The organism is Lentibacillus sp. JNUCC-1, from assembly GCF_009741735.1.
GTDB lineage: Bacteria > Bacillota > Bacilli > Bacillales > Amphibacillaceae > Lentibacillus_B.
In genome coordinates, this window is sequence record NZ_WHOH01000003.1 from 1,051,281 (window position 1) to 1,070,091 (window position 18,811).

The 18,811-nt window shown below is 41.1% G+C and carries 20 protein-coding genes and 1 pseudogene; 14 read left to right on the forward strand and 7 right to left on the reverse strand.

The features are described 5' to 3' along the window. Positions 1 to 7: 7 nt before the first annotated feature. The 14 genes from recD2 (at position 8) to JNUCC1_RS15855 (ending at position 12,526) form a co-directional block, all read left to right on the forward strand. Entirely contained in the window at positions 8 to 2,335 is a 2,328-nt protein-coding gene (recD2, locus tag JNUCC1_RS15795) for an SF1B family DNA helicase RecD2 (RefSeq protein WP_156646418.1), read from the forward strand. A gap of 72 nt (positions 2,336 to 2,407) precedes the next feature. Continuing rightward, positions 2,408 to 2,593 (forward strand): hypothetical protein, encoded by a 186-nt coding sequence (locus tag JNUCC1_RS15800; RefSeq protein ID WP_156646420.1) that lies wholly within the window; start codon positions 2,408 to 2,410, stop codon positions 2,591 to 2,593. A gap of 48 nt (positions 2,594 to 2,641) precedes the next feature. Next, the gene (locus tag JNUCC1_RS15805; protein WP_156646423.1) at positions 2,642 to 3,712 is read left to right on the forward strand and encodes an AI-2E family transporter; all 1,071 of its coding nucleotides are present in this window, start codon (positions 2,642 to 2,644) and stop codon (positions 3,710 to 3,712) included. Between the two features lie 41 nt (positions 3,713 to 3,753). Beyond that, positions 3,754 to 3,903: a hypothetical protein gene (locus JNUCC1_RS18355; RefSeq protein WP_197431770.1), complete on the forward strand. Its 150-nt coding sequence runs from the start codon at positions 3,754 to 3,756 to the stop codon at positions 3,901 to 3,903. A gap of 120 nt (positions 3,904 to 4,023) precedes the next feature. Beyond that, the gene (alaS, locus tag JNUCC1_RS15810) at positions 4,024 to 6,666 is read left to right on the forward strand and encodes an alanine--tRNA ligase (protein ID WP_156646425.1); all 2,643 of its coding nucleotides are present in this window, start codon (positions 4,024 to 4,026) and stop codon (positions 6,664 to 6,666) included. 95 nt (positions 6,667 to 6,761) lie between these two features. Beyond that, complete coding sequence (locus JNUCC1_RS15815; RefSeq protein WP_156646428.1) at positions 6,762 to 7,031, forward strand: IreB family regulatory phosphoprotein; 270 nt, start codon at positions 6,762 to 6,764, stop codon at positions 7,029 to 7,031. Further along, complete coding sequence (gene ruvX / locus JNUCC1_RS15820; protein WP_156646430.1) at positions 7,031 to 7,444, forward strand: Holliday junction resolvase RuvX; 414 nt, start codon at positions 7,031 to 7,033, stop codon at positions 7,442 to 7,444. Before JNUCC1_RS15815 ends, ruvX begins: the two co-directional genes overlap by 1 nt. Before the next feature lie 21 nt (positions 7,445 to 7,465). Further along, positions 7,466 to 7,753: a DUF1292 domain-containing protein gene (locus JNUCC1_RS15825; RefSeq protein WP_156646432.1), complete on the forward strand. Its 288-nt coding sequence runs from the start codon at positions 7,466 to 7,468 to the stop codon at positions 7,751 to 7,753. 183 nt (positions 7,754 to 7,936) lie between these two features. Then, a complete protein-coding gene (mltG, locus tag JNUCC1_RS15830) occupies positions 7,937 to 9,064 on the forward strand; it encodes an endolytic transglycosylase MltG (RefSeq protein WP_156646434.1) in 1,128 nt (375 codons plus the stop codon). 101 nt (positions 9,065 to 9,165) lie between these two features. Continuing rightward, entirely contained in the window at positions 9,166 to 9,804 is a 639-nt protein-coding gene (locus tag JNUCC1_RS15835) for an O-methyltransferase (RefSeq protein WP_156646436.1), read from the forward strand. 12 nt (positions 9,805 to 9,816) lie between these two features. Then, entirely contained in the window at positions 9,817 to 10,443 is a 627-nt protein-coding gene (udk, locus tag JNUCC1_RS15840; RefSeq protein WP_156646438.1) for a uridine kinase, read from the forward strand. 126 nt (positions 10,444 to 10,569) lie between these two features. Further along, entirely contained in the window at positions 10,570 to 11,046 is a 477-nt protein-coding gene (greA, locus tag JNUCC1_RS15845) for a transcription elongation factor GreA (protein WP_156646440.1), read from the forward strand. Positions 11,047 to 11,130: 84 nt separating this feature from the next. Next, on the forward strand, positions 11,131 to 11,814 hold the full coding sequence (locus JNUCC1_RS15850) for a YrrS family protein (protein ID WP_197431771.1): 684 nt from the start codon (positions 11,131 to 11,133) through the stop codon (positions 11,812 to 11,814). A 19-nt stretch (positions 11,815 to 11,833) separates the two neighbouring features. Further along, the gene (locus tag JNUCC1_RS15855) at positions 11,834 to 12,526 is read left to right on the forward strand and encodes a 5'-methylthioadenosine/adenosylhomocysteine nucleosidase (RefSeq protein ID WP_156646444.1); all 693 of its coding nucleotides are present in this window, start codon (positions 11,834 to 11,836) and stop codon (positions 12,524 to 12,526) included. A 61-nt stretch (positions 12,527 to 12,587) separates the two neighbouring features. Here JNUCC1_RS15855 and sigK read toward each other — a convergent pair whose 3' ends face one another. From sigK to JNUCC1_RS15890, 7 genes and pseudogenes are all read right to left on the reverse strand, one after another. After that, positions 12,588 to 13,298, reverse strand: coding sequence for an RNA polymerase sporulation sigma factor SigK (sigK, locus tag JNUCC1_RS15860; protein WP_156646446.1), 711 nt, complete (start codon positions 13,296 to 13,298; stop codon positions 12,588 to 12,590). A gap of 129 nt (positions 13,299 to 13,427) precedes the next feature. Next, entirely contained in the window at positions 13,428 to 13,799 is a 372-nt protein-coding gene (gene mnhG / locus JNUCC1_RS15865; protein ID WP_156646448.1) for a monovalent cation/H(+) antiporter subunit G, read from the reverse strand. After that, the gene (locus JNUCC1_RS15870; RefSeq protein ID WP_156646450.1) at positions 13,780 to 14,091 is read right to left on the reverse strand and encodes a Na(+)/H(+) antiporter subunit F1; all 312 of its coding nucleotides are present in this window, start codon (positions 14,089 to 14,091) and stop codon (positions 13,780 to 13,782) included. Before JNUCC1_RS15870 ends, mnhG begins: the two co-directional genes overlap by 20 nt. Further along, entirely contained in the window at positions 14,088 to 14,564 is a 477-nt protein-coding gene (locus JNUCC1_RS15875) for a Na+/H+ antiporter subunit E (RefSeq protein ID WP_156646451.1), read from the reverse strand. The genes JNUCC1_RS15870 and JNUCC1_RS15875 overlap by 4 nt, the downstream gene beginning before the upstream one ends. Positions 14,565 to 14,569: 5 nt before the next feature. Beyond that, complete coding sequence (locus JNUCC1_RS15880) at positions 14,570 to 16,048, reverse strand: Na+/H+ antiporter subunit D (protein ID WP_156646453.1); 1,479 nt, start codon at positions 16,046 to 16,048, stop codon at positions 14,570 to 14,572. Further along, complete coding sequence (locus JNUCC1_RS15885; protein WP_156646455.1) at positions 16,041 to 16,379, reverse strand: Na(+)/H(+) antiporter subunit C; 339 nt, start codon at positions 16,377 to 16,379, stop codon at positions 16,041 to 16,043. Before JNUCC1_RS15885 ends, JNUCC1_RS15880 begins: the two co-directional genes overlap by 8 nt. A gap of 1 nt (position 16,380) precedes the next feature. Further along, positions 16,381 to 18,716 (reverse strand): annotated as a pseudogene (locus tag JNUCC1_RS15890) (Na+/H+ antiporter subunit A). Between the last annotated feature and the right edge of the window lie 95 nt (positions 18,717 to 18,811).

Consider the following 18,811-nt stretch of genomic DNA (forward strand, 5'->3'; position numbering starts at 1 on the left):
AGTCATAATGGATGTGGGAGAGAGGTCTGATCAGGGCTATATCAAGGGTGAGTTGTTACATACAATTTTTATGAATGACAGCAATCAATTTTCTATCGTCAAATTAAAAATCCATGAAACAAATGAATCGTATCCCGATAAGGAGATTGTAGCAAAAGGCTATCTGCCAAGACTGAATGAAGGAACATTATATTATTTTTATGGGGCATTGGAGCAACATGCCAAATTTGGGATGCAATATAATGTGACATCCTACAGAACGTTCATCCCTGACACCAAAACCGGGCTCGTAGCTTACTTGTCGAGTGATTTATTTCACGGAATTGGCAAACGCACGGCTGAGAAAATCGTGGATGCACTTGGCGAACAAGCGATTACTGCCATCATGAATGATCGTAATTCACTGAACAACGTTCCTGGAATGAAGACTGATCAAGCGGATAAACTGTTCTCTGCGTTACAGGAAAATCAGGGATTTGAGCATATTGCCGTCAGCCTGGCTACATATGGCATAGGCATGAAAATGGCACAAAAAATCTACAAACATTATAAAGACACAGCCATGGAAGTTCTGACGGACGACCCTTATCAGTATGTCTATGATATCGAAGGGTTTGGTTTCCAGACTGCTGATGCCATCGCCCGCAAAAACGGGCTTTCAGCTACACACCCGAACCGGATTGGAGCGGGATGTATCTATGTCTTACAAGAACATGTTCAAAGTGGACATGTTTATTTGCCAATGGATATATGTGTCCGCGAAATCAAAAAACTGCTAACCACACCCGAATTGACAGAAGATATGATTATCGATGTTCTGAAGGATTTAAACACTAAAAAAACGGTGATCGTGCAACAAGGAAATGTTTATCTCCCATCACTTTATTATGCAGAAGATGGTTTTGCGGCTAATGTAAAACGGCTGCAGGAACAACAAATAGAAACAGATACGACGATGGCGGAATTATTGAAGATCACTGGAGAAGTTGAAGATGAAGAAATTCTCAGTTATGGGGAAGATCAATTTGAAGCGATTCAAAAAGCTTTGCACTCCAAAATTATGATCTTAACTGGGGGCCCTGGAACAGGGAAAACGACTGTTATCAAGGGCATTCTCCATGCCTATGCAAACATACATAATCTTTCTTTGGACAGAGATGATTACGACCGTAAAGCAGACTATCCTTTTGTTTTAACAGCACCAACTGGACGTGCAGCCAAAAGGCTTAATGAATCAACTGGCTTAAGAGCAGTCACGATTCATCGATTGCTTGGCTGGGATGGGCAGGACAGCTTTGAGAAGGATGACCATGAGCAGTTGGATGGACAGTTTTTAATCGTGGACGAATTTTCCATGGTGGATATTTGGCTTGCCAATCAATTGTTCAAAGCTATTCCGGATAACATGCAAGTCCTGCTCGTTGGTGATGAAGATCAGCTTCCTTCCGTAGGCCCAGGGCAAGTTTTGTCAGACCTCTTAAAAAGCGGTCTGATCCCATCTGTGCAGCTGAATGAAGTCTACCGTCAAAAAGAAGGCTCAAAAATTATCAAGCTCGCTCACCAAATTAAAAACGATACATGTACTGAAGCGGATCTGCATAACGACTATGATTTTAGTTTCATCCCTTGTCACGGGCCACAGATCATTGATGTATTAACAGGGGTTTTTAAGAAAGCTATAGAAAAAGGCATTGAGATCTCAGATATCCAGGTTCTTGCACCGATGTACCGGACACAGGCAGGTATTCATACCATCAACCGTCATTTACAGGCTCTTATTAACCCGAAAACACGTCAAAAGCGAGAGATTCGTGTGTATGATGTTGCTTACAGAGTCGGGGATCGAATGATCCAGCTTGTTAATCAGCCGGAAGACGGGGTATACAATGGTGACATCGGTGAGATTGTAGCGATTTTCAGAGAAGAAGAGAATACAGAAAACGAAGAACAAGTTGTTTTGTCATTTGATGGAAAAGAAGTTGTGTACAGCAAGAAAGATTATGGGAACATCATGCATGCGTATTGCATTTCGATTCATAAAGCGCAAGGAAGCGAATTTCCGATAGTTGTGTTACCGGTAGTTCATGGATACAGTCGAATGCTGCGTAAGAATCTCTTGTATACTGCTATTACACGAAGTAAACAGTCCTTAATTCTTACTGGTGAAAAACCCGCATTCTTAAAAGGTATTGCAACACCAGATACAAATAGGCGCTATACCACACTGATCAATCAACTTACAAACCGTTTAAACACTGAAAAACAAGACGAGACGACTGAAGATATCGATGATAACCATGAGGAAGAAGAAATTAGTCCGTATGATTTCATGTAATGCATGTATAAATAAAACCAATCAAGGATAGCATAGTGTCAGAATCAATGTTGTAAAGGAGTTTTAGACACTATGCAATGCCCGAACTGTCAGGAGAAAAACATAGGAAAAATAGGAGAAAAACAATTTTATTGCTGGAATTGTTTTATTGAAATGACGGTTGTTAATAATGTGCTTGCTGTACACCAAGTAGAGTCAGACGGTTCATTAAGTCCACTCAATGATCTGTTTTCCGAGGAAGAATTGTTAATTGAATAATCACGCTGCTGCATCCAATGTCATTATAAACAATTGGGGTGTTGACTAATGCGTGATCAGAAAACGTCGCTCATACGTTTGATTTATTGGGGAATTGGCATGATCATTTTTTTGGTCGTGTTATTTTTCTTTGTTAAACTCACACCGGTCTACGGGGCTGTATTCTCCTTTTTGCTAAAGTTGCTTTCTCCGTTTGTGGCGTCATGCCTGATCGCTTATTTGCTTTACCCGATTATTGAGAAACTGAGTGACTGGCATATACCTAAATGGCTAGCCATTCTTTTAATTTATTTATTGTTTTTTGGCAGTGTATCATACCTGATCTATCTAGGTTATCCGATGATGGTCACTCAACTGCGTGAACTGAATGAGCAGCTGCCGGATATGGTCGACTCATATAGTGTGTTTATCTATGACCTTTATGAATCAACGTCTTTCTTGCCAGAGACGGTTCATGATCAGATCGATCAAGTGATATCCAATTTAGAAGCATATATTGAGGGGATAGTCACTGCGGTCTTTGATCTATTTACAAAAGTGTTTGACATCATCATTTTTCTAACAGTCATTCCTGTGCTCGTTTTTTATTTATTAAAAGACTATCAAATGATTAAGGCTTACGGTATTTCTAAAATTCCTGGCAAATACAGGGAATCTGCTCGAATCGTTTTAAAGGGAATTGATCAGAGCCTTGGGAATTACATACGTGGGCTGTTTTTTGTCAGTTTGTTTGTCAGCCTTACATCATATATTGTTTTTCGGCTTTTGGATCTCCAATTTGCGCTGTTGCTTGCAATCATCTTGGGTCTAACGAATATCATTCCGTATTTCGGACCAATTATTGGTGCAGTGCCAGTTGTTGCTATTGCTGCAACGATGTCTGGTAAGGTTGTCTTAATCGTATTAATTGCATTGTTTTTGATTCAACTCGTGGAAAGTAACCTTGTTTCTCCGTACGTGATGGGCAAAAGCGTGCGCCTTCATCCAATAGCCATCATCTTTGCACTGCTTTTAGGAGGACAGCTCGGTGGAATCTTAGGCATGATTGTCTTCGTTCCTGTTGTGACGATATTGAGAGAAGTCATTCCTCCTTTACTCAAGCTAAGAGAGATTGATTGACTTTTTGTGCATTGTTTTTTATAATAACGCTAAAGTAGGATATGAATGAACACGTTGAAGGTTCCGAGTACATGGTGCTTACTTCCCCAGAGAAGGGTTTCCCGGCTGAAAAAACCCTGCTGATGAGTCATGGAACGCTAGACCTGAGTGCGGTAAACCCCGCCGGTGACCAGACCGTTATCCTGGTTTAAGTGATGGATGCTCAATGTGTCCATAATTTAGGGTGGTACCGCGATCATATCTCGTCCCTGCATAGGCAGTGACGGGTTTTTTTATATTTCAAAATGAAAATATATGTGGAGGCAACTGCTATGAAGCAATTAAATTCAAGCGATGTTAGAAATATGTTTCTGGAGTTTTTTAAAGAAAAAGGACATGCCGTTGAACCAAGTGCGTCTCTTGTTCCACAAGATGATGCATCGTTATTGTGGATCAACAGTGGTGTTGCAACACTCAAAAAGTATTTTGATGGCCGCGTCGCCCCAGACAACCCGCGCATCGTTAACGCACAAAAAGCCATTCGGACAAATGACATTGAGAATGTAGGCTACACTGCCAGACACCACACGTTTTTTGAGATGCTCGGCAACTTCTCTATCGGGGATTATTTTAAAAAAGAAGCCATTGCCTGGGCTTGGGAGTTTTTAACAAGTGAAAAATGGATCGGTTTTGATCCGGAACGTTTGTCAGTTACGGTCCATCCAGAAGATGATGAAGCGTATGATCTTTGGCTGAATGAAATTAAACTGCCTAAAGAGAGAATTATACGCCTTGAAGAGAATTTCTGGGATATTGGTGAAGGACCAAGCGGGCCAAATACTGAAATATTTTATGACCGGGGAGAGAAATATGGCAACGACCCGGGAGATCCCGAACTTTATCCGGGCGGTGAAAATGCCAGATATCTGGAAATCTGGAACCTTGTCTTTTCACAGTTTAACCATAATCCGGACGACACGTATACCCCACTTCCAAATAAGAACATTGATACAGGCCTTGGGCTTGAGCGCATGGTAAGTGTGATTCAAGACGTTCCCACCAATTATGAAACAGATTTGTTCATGCCCATTATCCATAAAACTGAGGCTATTTCAGGGGTTAAGTACGGGGAATCGCCTGAACATGACACAGCATTTAAAGTAATTGCTGATCATATTAGAACAGTATCTTTTGCACTTGGAGATCATGCTTTGCCGTCAAATGAGGGTAGAGGATATGTTTTGCGCAGACTTTTGCGTCGCGCTGTCCGTTTTGCCAAGCAAATTAATATTAACGAACCGTTTATGTATAAGCTTGTTCCGGTTGTCGGCGACATTATGCGGGACTTCTATCCTGAAGTAGTTGAACAAAACGATTATATAGCTAGAATTGTTCAAACAGAAGAAGAACGCTTTCATGCCACATTGCAGGATGGTTTGGATATACTTGAGAAAATTATTGCTAAGGAAAAAGCAAAAGGAAGCAATGTCTTTCCTGGTGAAGATGTATTCCGCTTGTCTGATACGTATGGATTTCCGAAAGAGCTGACAGAAGAGTACGTGCAAGAAGAAGGTTTTACGATCGACCACGCTGGATTCGAAAAAGAAATGGAGAAGCAGCGGGAACGTGCTCGTCAGGCAAGAGGTAAAGTTGCCTCTATGCAAATTCAGAATGAAGCCTTATCAGAAACTGATATTGAAAGTACGTTCAGCGGGTACGATCATTTGGTAACAGAAACTCTCATAACAGGTTTATTTGATGGCGAGACTTTTTTCGAAGCGGCTGAAGCAGGAGAAGAGGTCTATGTCTTCCTGAAAAACACCCCCTTTTATGCAGAGAGCGGCGGACAAGTTGCAGACCATGGATGGATTCATTCAAATGAAGCTACAGGAAGAGTCATTGACGTTAAGAAAGCACCGAAAGGCCAGCATATTCATAAAGTATATGTGGAAGAGGGCAGGCTATTAACCGGTGAACCTGTTAAGGCAACCGTAGAATATGAATTTCGCAATGACGTCATTAAAAATCATACTGCAACACACCTGCTTCATAAAGCGCTGAAAGAAGTGCTTGGTGAACATGTTAACCAAGCAGGTTCACTTGTGACACCTGAGAGGCTTAGATTTGACTTCTCACATTTTAATGCAGTAACGGAAGACGAAATGATTCAAATCGAAAAACGTGTAAATGAACAGGTCTGGAATGCGATCCCTGTTCAGATAGAGTCGATGCAAATTGATGAAGCCAAGCAAAAAGGGGCAATGGCATTATTCGGTGAAAAATATGGTGACGTTGTCCGAGTTGTAGAGGTCGGAGATTACAGTATTGAGTTATGCGGGGGCTGCCATGTCACGAACACCTCTGAAATAGGGATATTCAAGCTGGTAACAGAAACTGGAATTGGAGCCGGCACGAGACGTATCGAAGCTGTGACAAGCAAGTATGCCTATAAATGGGTGAATGAAAAATTGGCACTCTTGCATGAATCTGCCGACCTGTTAAAAACAAGGGAAGAAAAAATCCCGGAACGTGTCCAAGGCCTATTCAGCGATCTGAAACACTTGGAAAATGAAGTGGAATCCCTCAGCAGTAAACTGTCACATATGGAAGCTCAGTCACTTTTGGATCAGACGCAAACCATCGCTGGTGTTGAATTGTTGGCACGTAAGGTCAACGTAAAGAATATGAACCAGCTGCGTAATATGCTGGATGAGCTTAAACAAAATCTTTCAAGCGGTGTTATATTGCTGGCCGCGGAAAATGACGGTAAAGTTCAACTGGCAGCTGGTGTATCAAAAGATTTGATTGAACAGGGACTGCACGCCGGTCATTTGATCAAACAAGCGGCTACCATATGCGGCGGCGGTGGCGGCGGAAGACCTGACATGGCCCAGGCAGGCGGAAAGCAACCCGAAAAAATTGCTGAGGCCCTCGAGTCAGCGGGCTCTTATATTGAAAATCATCTAAAGGTATAATCAATTGTATGTAACTGTCACATAAACGTATAATAAACTGTGGAAACATGTTAAAATGAAACAATATAGGAAATACATGTGAATGAGGTGTTTGGATGAGTTCCATCGATAAGACGATGAAGTTTAATTTTTCGGACGAGCCTTTTGACCAAAATGTTGAGCATATTATGTTTACCGTTCATGAGGCTTTAAAGGAAAAAGGATACAATCCGATTAATCAAATTGTAGGTTACCTGCTTTCCGGTGATCCCGCCTATATTCCGAGATATAAAGATGCAAGAAACTTAATTCGAAAAATTGAACGGGATGAGGTCATCGAAGAATTGGTGACTTTCTATCTCAAGCAAAAACAGAAGGAAAACTGATGGCCATCCTTGGACTTGATGTAGGCAGTAAAACAATCGGAGTAGCCGTCAGTGATGAGTTGGGTTTCACTGCACAAGGACTGACAACCATCAAATGGGATGAAAACAATCTTCCTTCTGCAGACCAAGAGCTTAAAGCCATTATAAATGAACGTTCTATTACAAAGGCAGTGATCGGTTATCCCAAAAACATGAATGGTTCCGTTGGTCCTCGAGGGGAGGCGTCTGAACGGTATGCCAAATATTTTGAGAAAACTCATGGGATCTCGGCTGTGCTTTTAGACGAACGGCTCACCACAATGGCTGCTGAACGCATCTTGCTAGAAGCAGATGTCAGCAGAAAGAAACGCAAGAAGGTTATAGATAAAATGGCTGCAGCGTTAATACTGCAAACATATCTTGACCAACACTAAAACTTGGGAGTGATTTCAGATATGGCACTTGAAGAAAAAGAACGGATCATCATACCCGATGAAAATGGAGAAGAACATCTATTTGAAGTGCTCTTCACATTTGATGTAGATGAGACAGAACAGTCTTACATTGCGGTTGTTCCGGCAGAGCAAGTAAACGAAGATGAAGTTGAGGTGTATGCCTTCAGATACCAAGAGCAGGATGAGGAAAATGATCTGTCCTTATTTCCAATTGAGTCAGATGAGGAATGGCAGATTGTAGAAGAAATGCTGAATACCTTAGCTGAGGAAGAGGAAGGCGAACAATAAAAGAATGAATGAATAGTTGATGCCGTAATGCATCAACTATTCTCTTTTCTTGTAGAACGTCCTCTTTCAGCCGCCAACATACGCAGAGTCGGGAGTCATGAAAAGTGCGCTTATTTCTTTTCGGGAATATATGTGGCATGTCCTGACTTTTTTTAGTATAATGTAGCGGATGAAAGGGGAAATATGATGAGCAAACAAAAAGATGATTGGAAAAAAGCCTATAAAGAGAAAATGAAAACCCGAAGCGAAGAGGCGAGCGTCGTGAGGAAAATCGTTTCAATTGTTATTATTTCTTTAACGCTTATTTTCGTCATTGGCGCTTTTACAGGGTATTTATATATAAAATCCGCACTTGAACCTGTCGACCCGGATACTGAAGAAAACATCGATGTAAATATTCCGCTCGGCTCGTCAACCTCATCAATTGCTAAAATCCTGGAAGAACACAATATTATTAAAGATGCACGAGTGTTTCGTTTTTACACCAAATTCAAGAATAAATCCGATTTCCAGGCTGGCGATTATGTGTTTAGTGCTTCCATGACGATTGATGAAATTATTGATTCGCTTCAGGAAGGCATCATTCTGGCCCCGCCTATTTACAAAGTAACAATTCCTGAAGGGAAAACGGTTGAGGAAATTGCTCAAATTTACTCTGAAAAACTGCCATTCACAAAAGAAGCGTTTGTTGATAAGGCAAACGACAATAAATATGTGAAACAGTTGATTAAGCAGTACCCTGGTATCTTGTCTGATACAGTCCTTGATGAACAAATCAAATCCCCATTAGAGGGTTATTTGTTTGCTGCAACTTACAGTTTTTACGAAGAAAACCCGACGGTAGATTCCACCATTCAAAAGATGCTTGAAAAAACCCGCTCTGTGGCTGGACAATACTTTGATGATATGACCAAAAATGAGTTTTCGGTTCATGAAGCGTTGACACTAGCTTCAATTGTAGAGAAGGAATCAAAGAACGAAGAACAAAGGAAAATGATTTCAGGGATATTCCATAACCGCCTTGAAAAAGGAATGCCTCTTCAAACAGACCCTACTGTGCTGTATGCGCTTGGGGAACATAAAGCAAAAGTAAATTATAAGGATCTTGAAAAGGAATCTCCTTATAATACGTACCAGATTGAAACATTGCCGATCGGGCCCATATCGAACTTTTCCAAGAGTTCGCTTGAGGCTGCCCTTAAACCCGAAGAATCGGATTACGAATATTTCCTTCATGATCAAGAAGGGAACATCCATTATGCTGAAGAGCTTGAGGAGCATAACAAGAACAAAAGTAAATATATAGACTAAGCAGTTTTCCAAGGTGTGCGCAAAAAAACATAACAGGCAAAAAAGGAAACGGTCAGACTGTTTCCCATTTTTGCCATGCTTAACTGGATAGGGTGTTAATCATGAGTGAAGAACTTAAACAATATTTGTGTCAGTTTAGGAGTACTGACCCGAAATGGATGCAGGATCTTCAAGAACAAGCGAAAAATCAGCGTGTCCCCATAATGGAAAAAGACAGTCTGACATTTATGCTGCATTTACTCCGCATTCATAAACCAAAACGGATACTTGAAATCGGTACAGCAATCGGGTATTCTGCTCTCTGTATGGCTGACACCTGCCCTCAGGCTGAGATTGTAACGATTGAAAAAGACAGCCAAAGATACAAAGAAGCGGTGTTAAATATCCAGAAGTTAAGCATGTCGGACAAAATTGAGATTGTATATGGAGATGCTCGCGAAGTATTACCAGGGTTATCAGATACGGCACCTTTTGACTTTGTTTTTATTGATGCTGCCAAAGGACAGTATCAAAACTATTTTGGTCAAGCTGTCCGTTTATTGACACAAACAGGTGTAATCGTATCTGATAATGTCTTGTTCAGAGGATTTGTGTACGGAAAAGTGGATATTCCAACACGTTATCAATCAATGGTCACGAAGATCAGGCATTACAATGAATGGCTCATGCAACACCCCGATTTCCATACAACCATCGTCCCGCTCGGTGATGGCTTGGCCATAAGCAGCAAAAAGAAATAAGGAGCACATAATATGACAAACAAACCAGTTGTAATAGGGGTCGCAGGAGGCAGCGGCAGCGGCAAGACTTCTGTTACCAAATCCATCTGTCGCCGGTTTTCAGATACTACGATTCTTGTAATTGAGCAGGATTATTATTATAAAGATCAGAGTCATCTGCCGTATGAAGAAAGGCTACAGACAAATTATGACCATCCTTTGGCATTTGATAACGATCTGCTTATTGATCATATGTTTAAGCTTTTAAACCATGACCCGATTGAGAAACCTGTCTATGATTATAAGCGTCATACAAGATCAGAAGATGTGATTCATGTAGAACCGAAAGAAGTTATTATTTTGGAAGGCATTCTGATACTTGAAGATCCGCGGCTTCTTGACTTGATGGATATCAAAGTATATGTTGATACAGATCCAGATATCCGTATTATTCGCAGGCTGATGCGCGATATTAAAGAGCGTGGCAGAACGCTTGACTCAGTTATTGATCAGTATGTCAACAATGTCAGACCCAGTCATTTGCAGTTTGTGGAACCGACAAAACGCTATGCTGATATTATTATTCCTGAGGGCGGACAGAACCATGTGGCGATTGATATCATGGCCACTAAAATTCAGCATATATTATCCGCTAAATAAAAATGAAAGTTCATTAAAGAATTGAAGATTTTAATAAAATCTGAGATAGTAGTCATAATTCCTTTCTTAAAGGATACATTTTATGACAACCAATTGTTTACCGATAGATAAAAAGGAGTGTTAAGAATGGCTGCAGAAAAAAGCTATTATATGACTAAAGAGGGAAAAGAGAAACTCGAACAGGAATTACATTATATGAAGACGGATAAAAGACAAGAAGTGGTTGAGCGGATTAAAGTTGCACGAGACTTCGGTGATTTGTCCGAGAACTCAGAGTATGATTCAGCCAAAGAGGAGCAGGCTTTTGTCGAATCAAGAATAGCACAACTGGAAAACATGATTCGTCACGCAGTCATTATTGAAAATGATGAAGCCAATTCTGATGTGGTGGCACTCGGTAAAACGGTTACTTTCCAGGAACTCCCTGATGGAGATGAAGAAACCTATACGATTGTTGGTAGTGCTGAAGCTGATCCATTTGAAGGTAAAATTTCAAATGATTCACCAATGGCCAAGAGTCTTTTGGGTCACGAAATAGGAAGTGAGGTCACTGCTGTTACACCAGGCGGGGATATTCACGTAAAGATTATCAAAGTAGATTAAGGTTTAACTTAGCGGACACATCTCTGTTTATACAGTGGTGTTCCGCTTTTTAACATCGAATACTTGACTCAGAGGTGGATGGAAATGAGTGATTTTAATGAGCAGTCACGGATCAACCGGCATGAAAAAAGGCGGAAGAACACAAAATTAATTTCAATTCTACTCATTGCAGGAACGATTTTGGTTATCGTTTTAATTGGTTTTGCGCTCTTTGGAGACGGCGGAGCTGAAGAGAATGACAGTCCAGATAACGATAAGCAAGCAACTGAAAATAACACACAAGATAAAAATGCAGAAGCGGACGAGCATACAAATCAGTCAAACGACACCTCTCAAAATGATGAGGAGCAATCTGAGGATGGTTCAAATCAACAGAATGATCAAGAAAACAGCGAAACAAATGACGACCACGAAAAAGCTGAACAACTTGAATCTGATGATGACAATGTGATAGAAGCCTTCACAAGACATTGGGAACCTATTGGTACAGAGCAATCAGGTCCGCACACTGTAACATACAGTGATGGCTCACAAGACCGGATTGAAATGGAAAAAGCCATGCGCCTTGCAGCAAATGTCGATGAAGAAGATGTTCTTTATTTATGGCTTGAAAACAACGGAGACCAAAAGGTGCGTGCCACTTTCTCAAACCGTGAACAAAACCAGCATTACCGTGTTTACTTAACCTGGGTGGATCAGGAGGGGTGGAAGCCTACACGGGTTGAAATTCTTAAAGAAAATGACCAAAAATATCGTTTTCAAAATTAGCAGCTTGGGAGTGTAACATATGACGATTGGCATTATTGGTGCAATGGATGAAGAAATTGCTCTCATAAAACAAGAAATGACACAATTGAAGGAGACTGTTGTTGCCAACACCTTGTTTGTTGAAGGCATGCTAAAGGGGAAAAGAGTAGTCCTGTTAAAATCGGGTATCGGAAAAGTAAATGCAGCAATGGCAACTACAATTATGCATGAACAATACAGGCCTGCTTGTGTAATAAATACTGGCTCTGCAGGTGGTGTCGCTTCTAATCTAGAAGTTGGGGATATCGTCATCTCCACCTCTGTCATCCACCACGATGTAGATGCTACAGCTTTTAACTATGTATATGGACAAGTACCGCAAATGCCCTTTAAGTTTCATACTGACAATGAATTAGCGGCACTGACAAGAGCAGCCGCCAATTCATTTAACATCCGCACTGGTGAAGGTGTCATTGCAACGGGGGATTCATTCATATCAGATCCGGTCAGAGTCAGAGAAATACAGAATCGCCATTCAGATGTTCTGGCAGTAGAAATGGAAGCAGCTGCGATTGCCCAGGTCTGCTATCAGTATGATGTGCCTTTTATTGTGATCAGGGCTTTATCCGACATCGCCGGCAAAGAATCTCCTGTTTCGTTTGACACATTTTTGGAAACTGCTGCTCAAAATGCGAGTGCGTTAATCTTTGAAACTGTTCCGCATATTGAATAGCAAAACAGTCATAGGGAATATCAGAGTCATAAGCAGTGAAAATGGAGCTGTTTCGATTCTGTTATTCTCTTTTTTGTCTTTCATCACGATAATACTCATGAAATACTTTCATCAGTGCTCGCTTTTCAATTCTGGATACGTAACTTCTTGATATATCCAATTTCGCTGCGATTTCTTTCTGAGTCATTTCTTTTTGTCCGTTTAGCCCGTAGCGATAGATGATCACCTCACGTTCTCGTTGGTCCAGTATAGATAAATATTCTTGCATCTTTTCAATTTCCATATTTAACTGAATGTATTCAATAATATCCTGGTTTTCCGCCTCCAGAATATCAATAAGACTGATCTCATTCCCTTCTTTGTCCTCACCGATGGGATCGTGCAGAGAAATGTCTTTTTTCACTTTTCGTAGTGCTCTCAGGTGCATAAGAATCTCATTTTCTATGCATCTGGCAGCATATGTGGCGAGCTTTGTTCCCTTGTCTGGGGAATAGCTCTCAACCCCTTTTATTAACCCGATTGTCCCGATTGAAATTAAGTCCTCGGTATCTTCACCAGTGTTATCAAATTTCTTAACAATATGAGCGACCAGACGTAAATTGTGTTCGATAAGTTTATTGCGTGCATCATGATCGCCTGCTTGCATTTTTTTAATGCAGTCAGCTTCTTCTTCAGGGGGCAGAGGTTGAGGGAAAACATGATTTTTAACATAAGAAACAAAAAACATCGTTTCTTTAATAATCATTGCCAGAACACTTAGGATTCCGGACAAAATAACACCTCCAATATTTCTGTTGGGCTTATGCCTATATCTTATCTGTATGTGGGAGGGGCTTGGTCTGTGTCTGTCCATAAAAAGAAACGTGCCTCCAAAGTGGAAACACGTTTTTAAAAATGGGTATTAATAATTTTCCTGTTTTTGCATGTCATCTTCGTAAGCATCACTGCGATTTGGTGCAATAGGCTTAACACCGCTTCGATGTGCCGCCCTTGAAATCATATGTCCTGAAACAGGTGCTGTGAGCAATATGAATATAATGGCCAGAAGCAATTTGCCACTGACAATGTCATGTTCAGCATAAAGAAATATAAACGTACCGATTAACATGGCGGAGATCCCAAGTGTTGAAGCTTTTGTTGCGGCATGCAACCTCGTGTACAGATCCGGAAATCTTACAATACCCAGCGAGCTTGATAATACGAAAAAGGTACCGATTAAGAGAAACAGTGCCACACTCACGTTCAATAAAATTTCAGTTCCGGTCTCGATCAATGATGACACCTGCCTCTAAGTATTTTGCAACGGCTAATGTACCCAGGAAGGACAAAATCCCTATGAGCAGCACGACATCGTTCAGTTTGGAGGAGATCAGAACGATTGAAACAAGTGCTGCTACTCCCATCAGATTAATACCGATCGCATCAAGCGCCACAGCTCGATCAGGATTAGTCGGTCCTTTAATAATCCTATACAGCAGCAACACGAGAGAAAGTGAGATGCCTATTATGCTCAATAAAACTGCAATATCCAGAAAACGAGCAGATAGTGATAATAAATCGTTCATCGTGTCACCTCCATGATGGCTTTTTCAAACGTATCTTTAATAGACTGAATGGATTCATCCATATCATCTATATCCATGGCGTGAATATAGATATGTGAGTTATCATCAGACACGGCTACTGAGAGCGTTCCGGGTGTCAGCGTTATTAAGTTGGCCAATAATGTAATCTCCCAATTACTTGTTAAATCAAGCGGCAATTTAAATATGCCAGGTTCAAACTCAGGATTTCGTTTATATACAAGCTTAACAATCTCTATGTTCGACAACAGCAGTTCTTTTACGAACAGGAGAAGGAGTTTAATGACCTTACCGACACGCCGCATATAAAATGAATCTGGGATAAAACGATTGAGCAATAGCAATAGTAGGATGCCCCATAGATACCCTGACACAAAACTGGCAAAGGTATAGGATTCCTTTAAAAACATCCACATGCAAGCGATGATGAGGTTAATGACAATTTGAAAAGCCATAATGTCTACTCCTTTAATACTGAATCAATGTAAAGATCTGGATTCAGCAAATACGTTGAAATGGATTCAATGGACGGATATACATACTCTGCACCTACACCGAGAAAAACTGAAAAGGCGAGTAAAAAGGTGATCGGAACCACAAATCCGGCGGTGGATTTCTTTTCGCCTTCTAACGGTTTCTTCTCACCCCAGAAGCCATTGATAAATATTTTAATGATGGAATAGAGAATCAACAAACTTGTGATTAAAGCAATGATTACAATGATAATCTCATCTTTTGCAACCGCACCTTCAAGGAGCAGCAGTTTCCCGATAAAACCACTGAATGGTGGAATTCCTGCAAGCACGAACGCAGATAGGAAGAGCAGCCATCCTAGTACAGGGTAATGATGCAGCAAACCGCCCATCTTCTTAAGATCAGAGGTACCAGCAACATATGCGACCGCACCTGCAATTAGAAACAGCGCGGTTTTAATAATCATATCATGAACGAGGTAGTAGACGGACCCACTCATAGACGAGTCGTTAAAAACGCCGATTCCCATCATGATAAAACCTATGGCCGGGATAATGTTATAGGCTATGATCAATTTGATGTTATTGGTTGATAATGCTCCAATAACCCCAAAAATCATGGACAAAGCAGCAATCCAAATGAAAAGTTCATGTGTTAACTCGAGTTTGTGGATGAATATAAGCGAAAAAACCCTTAAGATTGAATAGATCCCGACTTTGGTAAGCAACGCCCCAAACAGAGCAGAAACAACAGGATTTGGAACAATATATGATTTTGGAAGCCAGTAATAAAGCGGGAATAACGCCGCCTTTGTGGCAAACACAAACAAAAGCAAAATCGCAATTGTGGTCAGGGCTCCACTCTGTTCCACTTCGCCAACACGCTCTGCAATCTGTGCCATATTAACTGTTCCGACAATCCCGTACAGAAATGCAATGGCTGTTACAAATAGAATTGAAGAGAACAAGTTAATTAATACATATTTTATGGACTCCCTCAATTGGACTTTATCGCCACCAAGTACAATTAAAGCATAGGAAGCCATCAGCAGCACTTCAAAAAATACGAACAAGTTAAATAGATCACCTGTCAGAAATGCACCACTCACACCTGAGATTAAAAAGAAATAAAACGCGTAAAAGAAATGCTTTTCCTTTTTAACCGTCAGTGCATAAGGGGCATAAAAAACACAGGCCAGCGCCACGATGTTAGTGGTGAGCACAAGGATGGCTGACAGTGGGTCTGCAACAATGACAATGCCATATGGTGCCACCCACCCTCCAGTCTCAAGAACAACTGATCCATCAGTAAATACAACCCATGCAAGGTAGGCTGCAACACTAGCGTTAACTAAAGTAAATGCGGCAGCTAGAGTCCGGGAAAGCATGACCTTCTTGCTGAAGAATGCCACAATAATACCCGAGAGTAATGGTAGAATAATTGGTAGTACGGCTAGGTTACTCATTTGTTTTTCCCCTTAATTCTTCCATGTTATCTGTTTCATTTTCTGTTGCGGTACGATAAGCAAGTACGAGCAGGAGGCTGGTAATCCCGAAGCTGATGACAATGGAAGTCAATATGAGCGCTTGAGGCAGCGGATCTGTATATTTAGAGATACCATCCTGCAGAATAGGCGGCTGCCCACGTTTAAGCTTTCCCATTGTTAAAATAAGCAAATGGGCACCGTGGGACAGAAGAACTGTTCCGATGACGATTCTGAGCAACTGTTTTTGCAGCAAGTTGTATACTGCGGTTGCAACAAGAATACCTGCTAAAATCGAAATAATAATTTCCATGTTATTCAGCCTCCTTATCGTTCCGGAGTTTAATCAAACTAACAATGGCCAAAGCGGCAATGCCTAGTACTGCAATCTCAAACAACGTATCAAGCCCACGCATATCAACCAATATGACGTTAACAACGTTGTCACCGCCACCCAGTTTGTGTGACGTTTCAATAAAGTAATCGGATATGGAAGAAAACCCGTTCGTGCTATGAGCGGAGATTCCGACCATCGCGACTAATATCCCGAACCCGGTTGAGATTACGGCATTAATAACTCTGTGCCCAACAGGTTCATCTCGTTTCTTAAGTTTTGGCAGGTGATAGAAAGCAAGCAGAAACAGTGCAACAGATACCGTTTCAATAACAAGTTGCGTGAGTGCCAGATCAGGCGCTCGATAAATGACAAACAGTATCGCAACCCCATAGCCAACAACACCGGTAATTAGAATTGCCGCTACTTTATGGTTAGTAAACACTGTCCATACAGCTGCAATCACCATCACAACGGCAACGACAATCTCCAGAATAGAAACATCAGCCAGGTTATCGAATTTGATTACAAACCCGTCTGTCAAGATCATAAATGCGGTCGTCACAATTAATATGGAACCAATGATCAGTAACATATATAATCTGAGTGAGCCTGTCATGTACGTATTTGTCACACGCATGGATAGGGTGTCCACCTTGCTTATAATGGCATCATAAGCTTTATTAAAACTCAGTTTTCCAGGCAAAATCGTGTAGACTTTCTGCCATTTTTTTCTCGTTAGGACTAGAAAAGTTCCAACGATCACAATCACCAATGTTAACTTGAATGGCGTATTAAATCCATGCCAGAATTTAACGTGTTCAACCTCAACAGGAAAATTGGCAACGGCGGTTTGTACATGATGAAGAAACGAGCCATTGACCAAATTTGGGAATAAGCCGATGAGCACCACGCCCGCAACCATGATTATGGGAGAAAGCAGCATGCCAAAAGGCGCTTCATGAGCTTTCTTAGGCAGTTGTTCTTTTTGTGTTTTCCTGTAAAGATACCAAACAAGAAATACATGGAGTATACAAATGTAAATATACTTCCTAAGACAACAAGATAAGGGATCGCTGCAGTTAAAATACCTGCAAGTCCAGCCATGCTTCCATCAAGGTGTAAAGCAGAATCAATAAATAACTCTTTACTATAAAAGCCATTTAGGAAAGGCAAAGGGATCCCTGCCATGGAAAAAGTTCCAAGCAGAGTCAAGGTTGCTGCGATCGGCATGATCGTTGCGAGACCTCCAAGTTTCCGAATGTCGCGTGTTCCTGTTTCATGATCAATGATTCCCGCTACCATAAACAGGCTTCCTTTGAATGTGGCATGGTTCAGAATATGAAACACTGCTGCAAAGATCGCAAGTTCAGTTCCAAAACCAAACATACCCATGATCATCCCCAGCTGACTGATCGTTGAAAACGCCAGAATAGCTTTTAAATCGGTCTGTCGCACTGCCATGTACGAAGCCCAGCACATTGTTATGATTCCAACAGAGGTAACGATGATGTAAAACCATTCATAAGCAGAGAGCAGCGGAGAAAAACGCGCAATCAAGAACAAGCCTGCTTTAACCATTGTGGCAGAGTGTAAGTATGCGCTGACTGGTGTGGGTGCCTCCATCGCATCCGGCAGCCAGATATGAAAAGGAAATTGAGCTGACTTTGTAAATGCCCCCAAAAGAATCAGCACTAATATAAGCGGCAAGTATGAACTCGATAATACCGTATCACTCTGAGCAATCATACTCTGAATGCTCGTTGTGCCGCTAATAACATATAACAAAATAAAGGCACCAAACATGCTTAATCCGCCAAAAATGGTGATAAGCATAGATTTAAGCGCTCCATATCGAGAACGCTCTTTAAAATGCCAGTACCCGATTAACAGGAAAGAAGAAATTGAAGTCAATTCCCAGAAAGTATAAAGCACAAAAATGTTATCTGATAACACGACGCCGAGCATCGCTGTCATAAACATCAACAAATAAACATAAAATTGGTCCAGACGTTCTGAGCGATCGAGGTAATAAATTGAATAAAGCACAACCAGACTTCCAATACCGGAAATCAAAAGTACAAATAAAAGACTTAAACCATCCAAGTAAAATGAAAAGTTAATGTCTAGGGATGGGATCCATTTGGTGAGCTCCAATTGGGGCGAAAAACCTCGGCCGATAAATGTGACAAAATAAGTAAAAATGATCAATGGAACAGGTAACACGAAAAAACCAGTATGTATGGTGTGTTTGTATTTACTGACGAGTGGTATGAAAATAGCCGCTAAAAGCGGTGCAAGTACAGCGATGATCATGTGATAGGTCTTCCTCCTCAATTTCCTGATAGGTTTGCCCGCTGAAATTGCGGACAATGATGATAAATGGTTTTGTGCTCATTACTGCTGTATAC

Excerpts from the sequence above, each read along its gene's own strand:
- JNUCC1_RS15800 (WP_156646420.1), top strand. The coding sequence starts at position 2,408 with ATGCAATGCCCGAACTGTCAGGAGAAAAACATAGGAAAAATAGGAGAA.
- JNUCC1_RS15885 (WP_156646455.1), bottom strand. The coding sequence starts at position 16,379 with ATGGAAATTATTATTTCGATTTTAGCAGGTATTCTTGTTGCAACCGCA.
- JNUCC1_RS15870 (WP_156646450.1), bottom strand. The coding sequence starts at position 14,091 with ATGAACGATTTATTATCACTATCTGCTCGTTTTCTGGATATTGCAGTT.
- JNUCC1_RS15850 (WP_197431771.1), top strand. The coding sequence starts at position 11,131 with ATGAGTGATTTTAATGAGCAGTCACGGATCAACCGGCATGAAAAAAGG.
- alaS (WP_156646425.1), top strand. The coding sequence starts at position 4,024 with ATGAAGCAATTAAATTCAAGCGATGTTAGAAATATGTTTCTGGAGTTT.
- JNUCC1_RS15825 (WP_156646432.1), top strand. The coding sequence starts at position 7,466 with ATGGCACTTGAAGAAAAAGAACGGATCATCATACCCGATGAAAATGGA.
- JNUCC1_RS15880 (WP_156646453.1), bottom strand. The coding sequence starts at position 16,048 with ATGAGTAACCTAGCCGTACTACCAATTATTCTACCATTACTCTCGGGT.
- JNUCC1_RS15855 (WP_156646444.1), top strand. The coding sequence starts at position 11,834 with ATGACGATTGGCATTATTGGTGCAATGGATGAAGAAATTGCTCTCATA.
- JNUCC1_RS15835 (WP_156646436.1), top strand. The coding sequence starts at position 9,166 with ATGAGTGAAGAACTTAAACAATATTTGTGTCAGTTTAGGAGTACTGAC.
- recD2 (WP_156646418.1), top strand. The coding sequence starts at position 8 with ATGGATGTGGGAGAGAGGTCTGATCAGGGCTATATCAAGGGTGAGTTG.
- udk (WP_156646438.1), top strand. The coding sequence starts at position 9,817 with ATGACAAACAAACCAGTTGTAATAGGGGTCGCAGGAGGCAGCGGCAGC.
- JNUCC1_RS15815 (WP_156646428.1), top strand. The coding sequence starts at position 6,762 with ATGAGTTCCATCGATAAGACGATGAAGTTTAATTTTTCGGACGAGCCT.
- JNUCC1_RS15805 (WP_156646423.1), top strand. The coding sequence starts at position 2,642 with ATGCGTGATCAGAAAACGTCGCTCATACGTTTGATTTATTGGGGAATT.
- mltG (WP_156646434.1), top strand. The coding sequence starts at position 7,937 with ATGATGAGCAAACAAAAAGATGATTGGAAAAAAGCCTATAAAGAGAAA.
- greA (WP_156646440.1), top strand. The coding sequence starts at position 10,570 with ATGGCTGCAGAAAAAAGCTATTATATGACTAAAGAGGGAAAAGAGAAA.
- ruvX (WP_156646430.1), top strand. The coding sequence starts at position 7,031 with ATGGCCATCCTTGGACTTGATGTAGGCAGTAAAACAATCGGAGTAGCC.
- JNUCC1_RS15875 (WP_156646451.1), bottom strand. The coding sequence starts at position 14,564 with ATGGCTTTTCAAATTGTCATTAACCTCATCATCGCTTGCATGTGGATG.
- JNUCC1_RS18355 (WP_197431770.1), top strand. The coding sequence starts at position 3,754 with ATGAATGAACACGTTGAAGGTTCCGAGTACATGGTGCTTACTTCCCCA.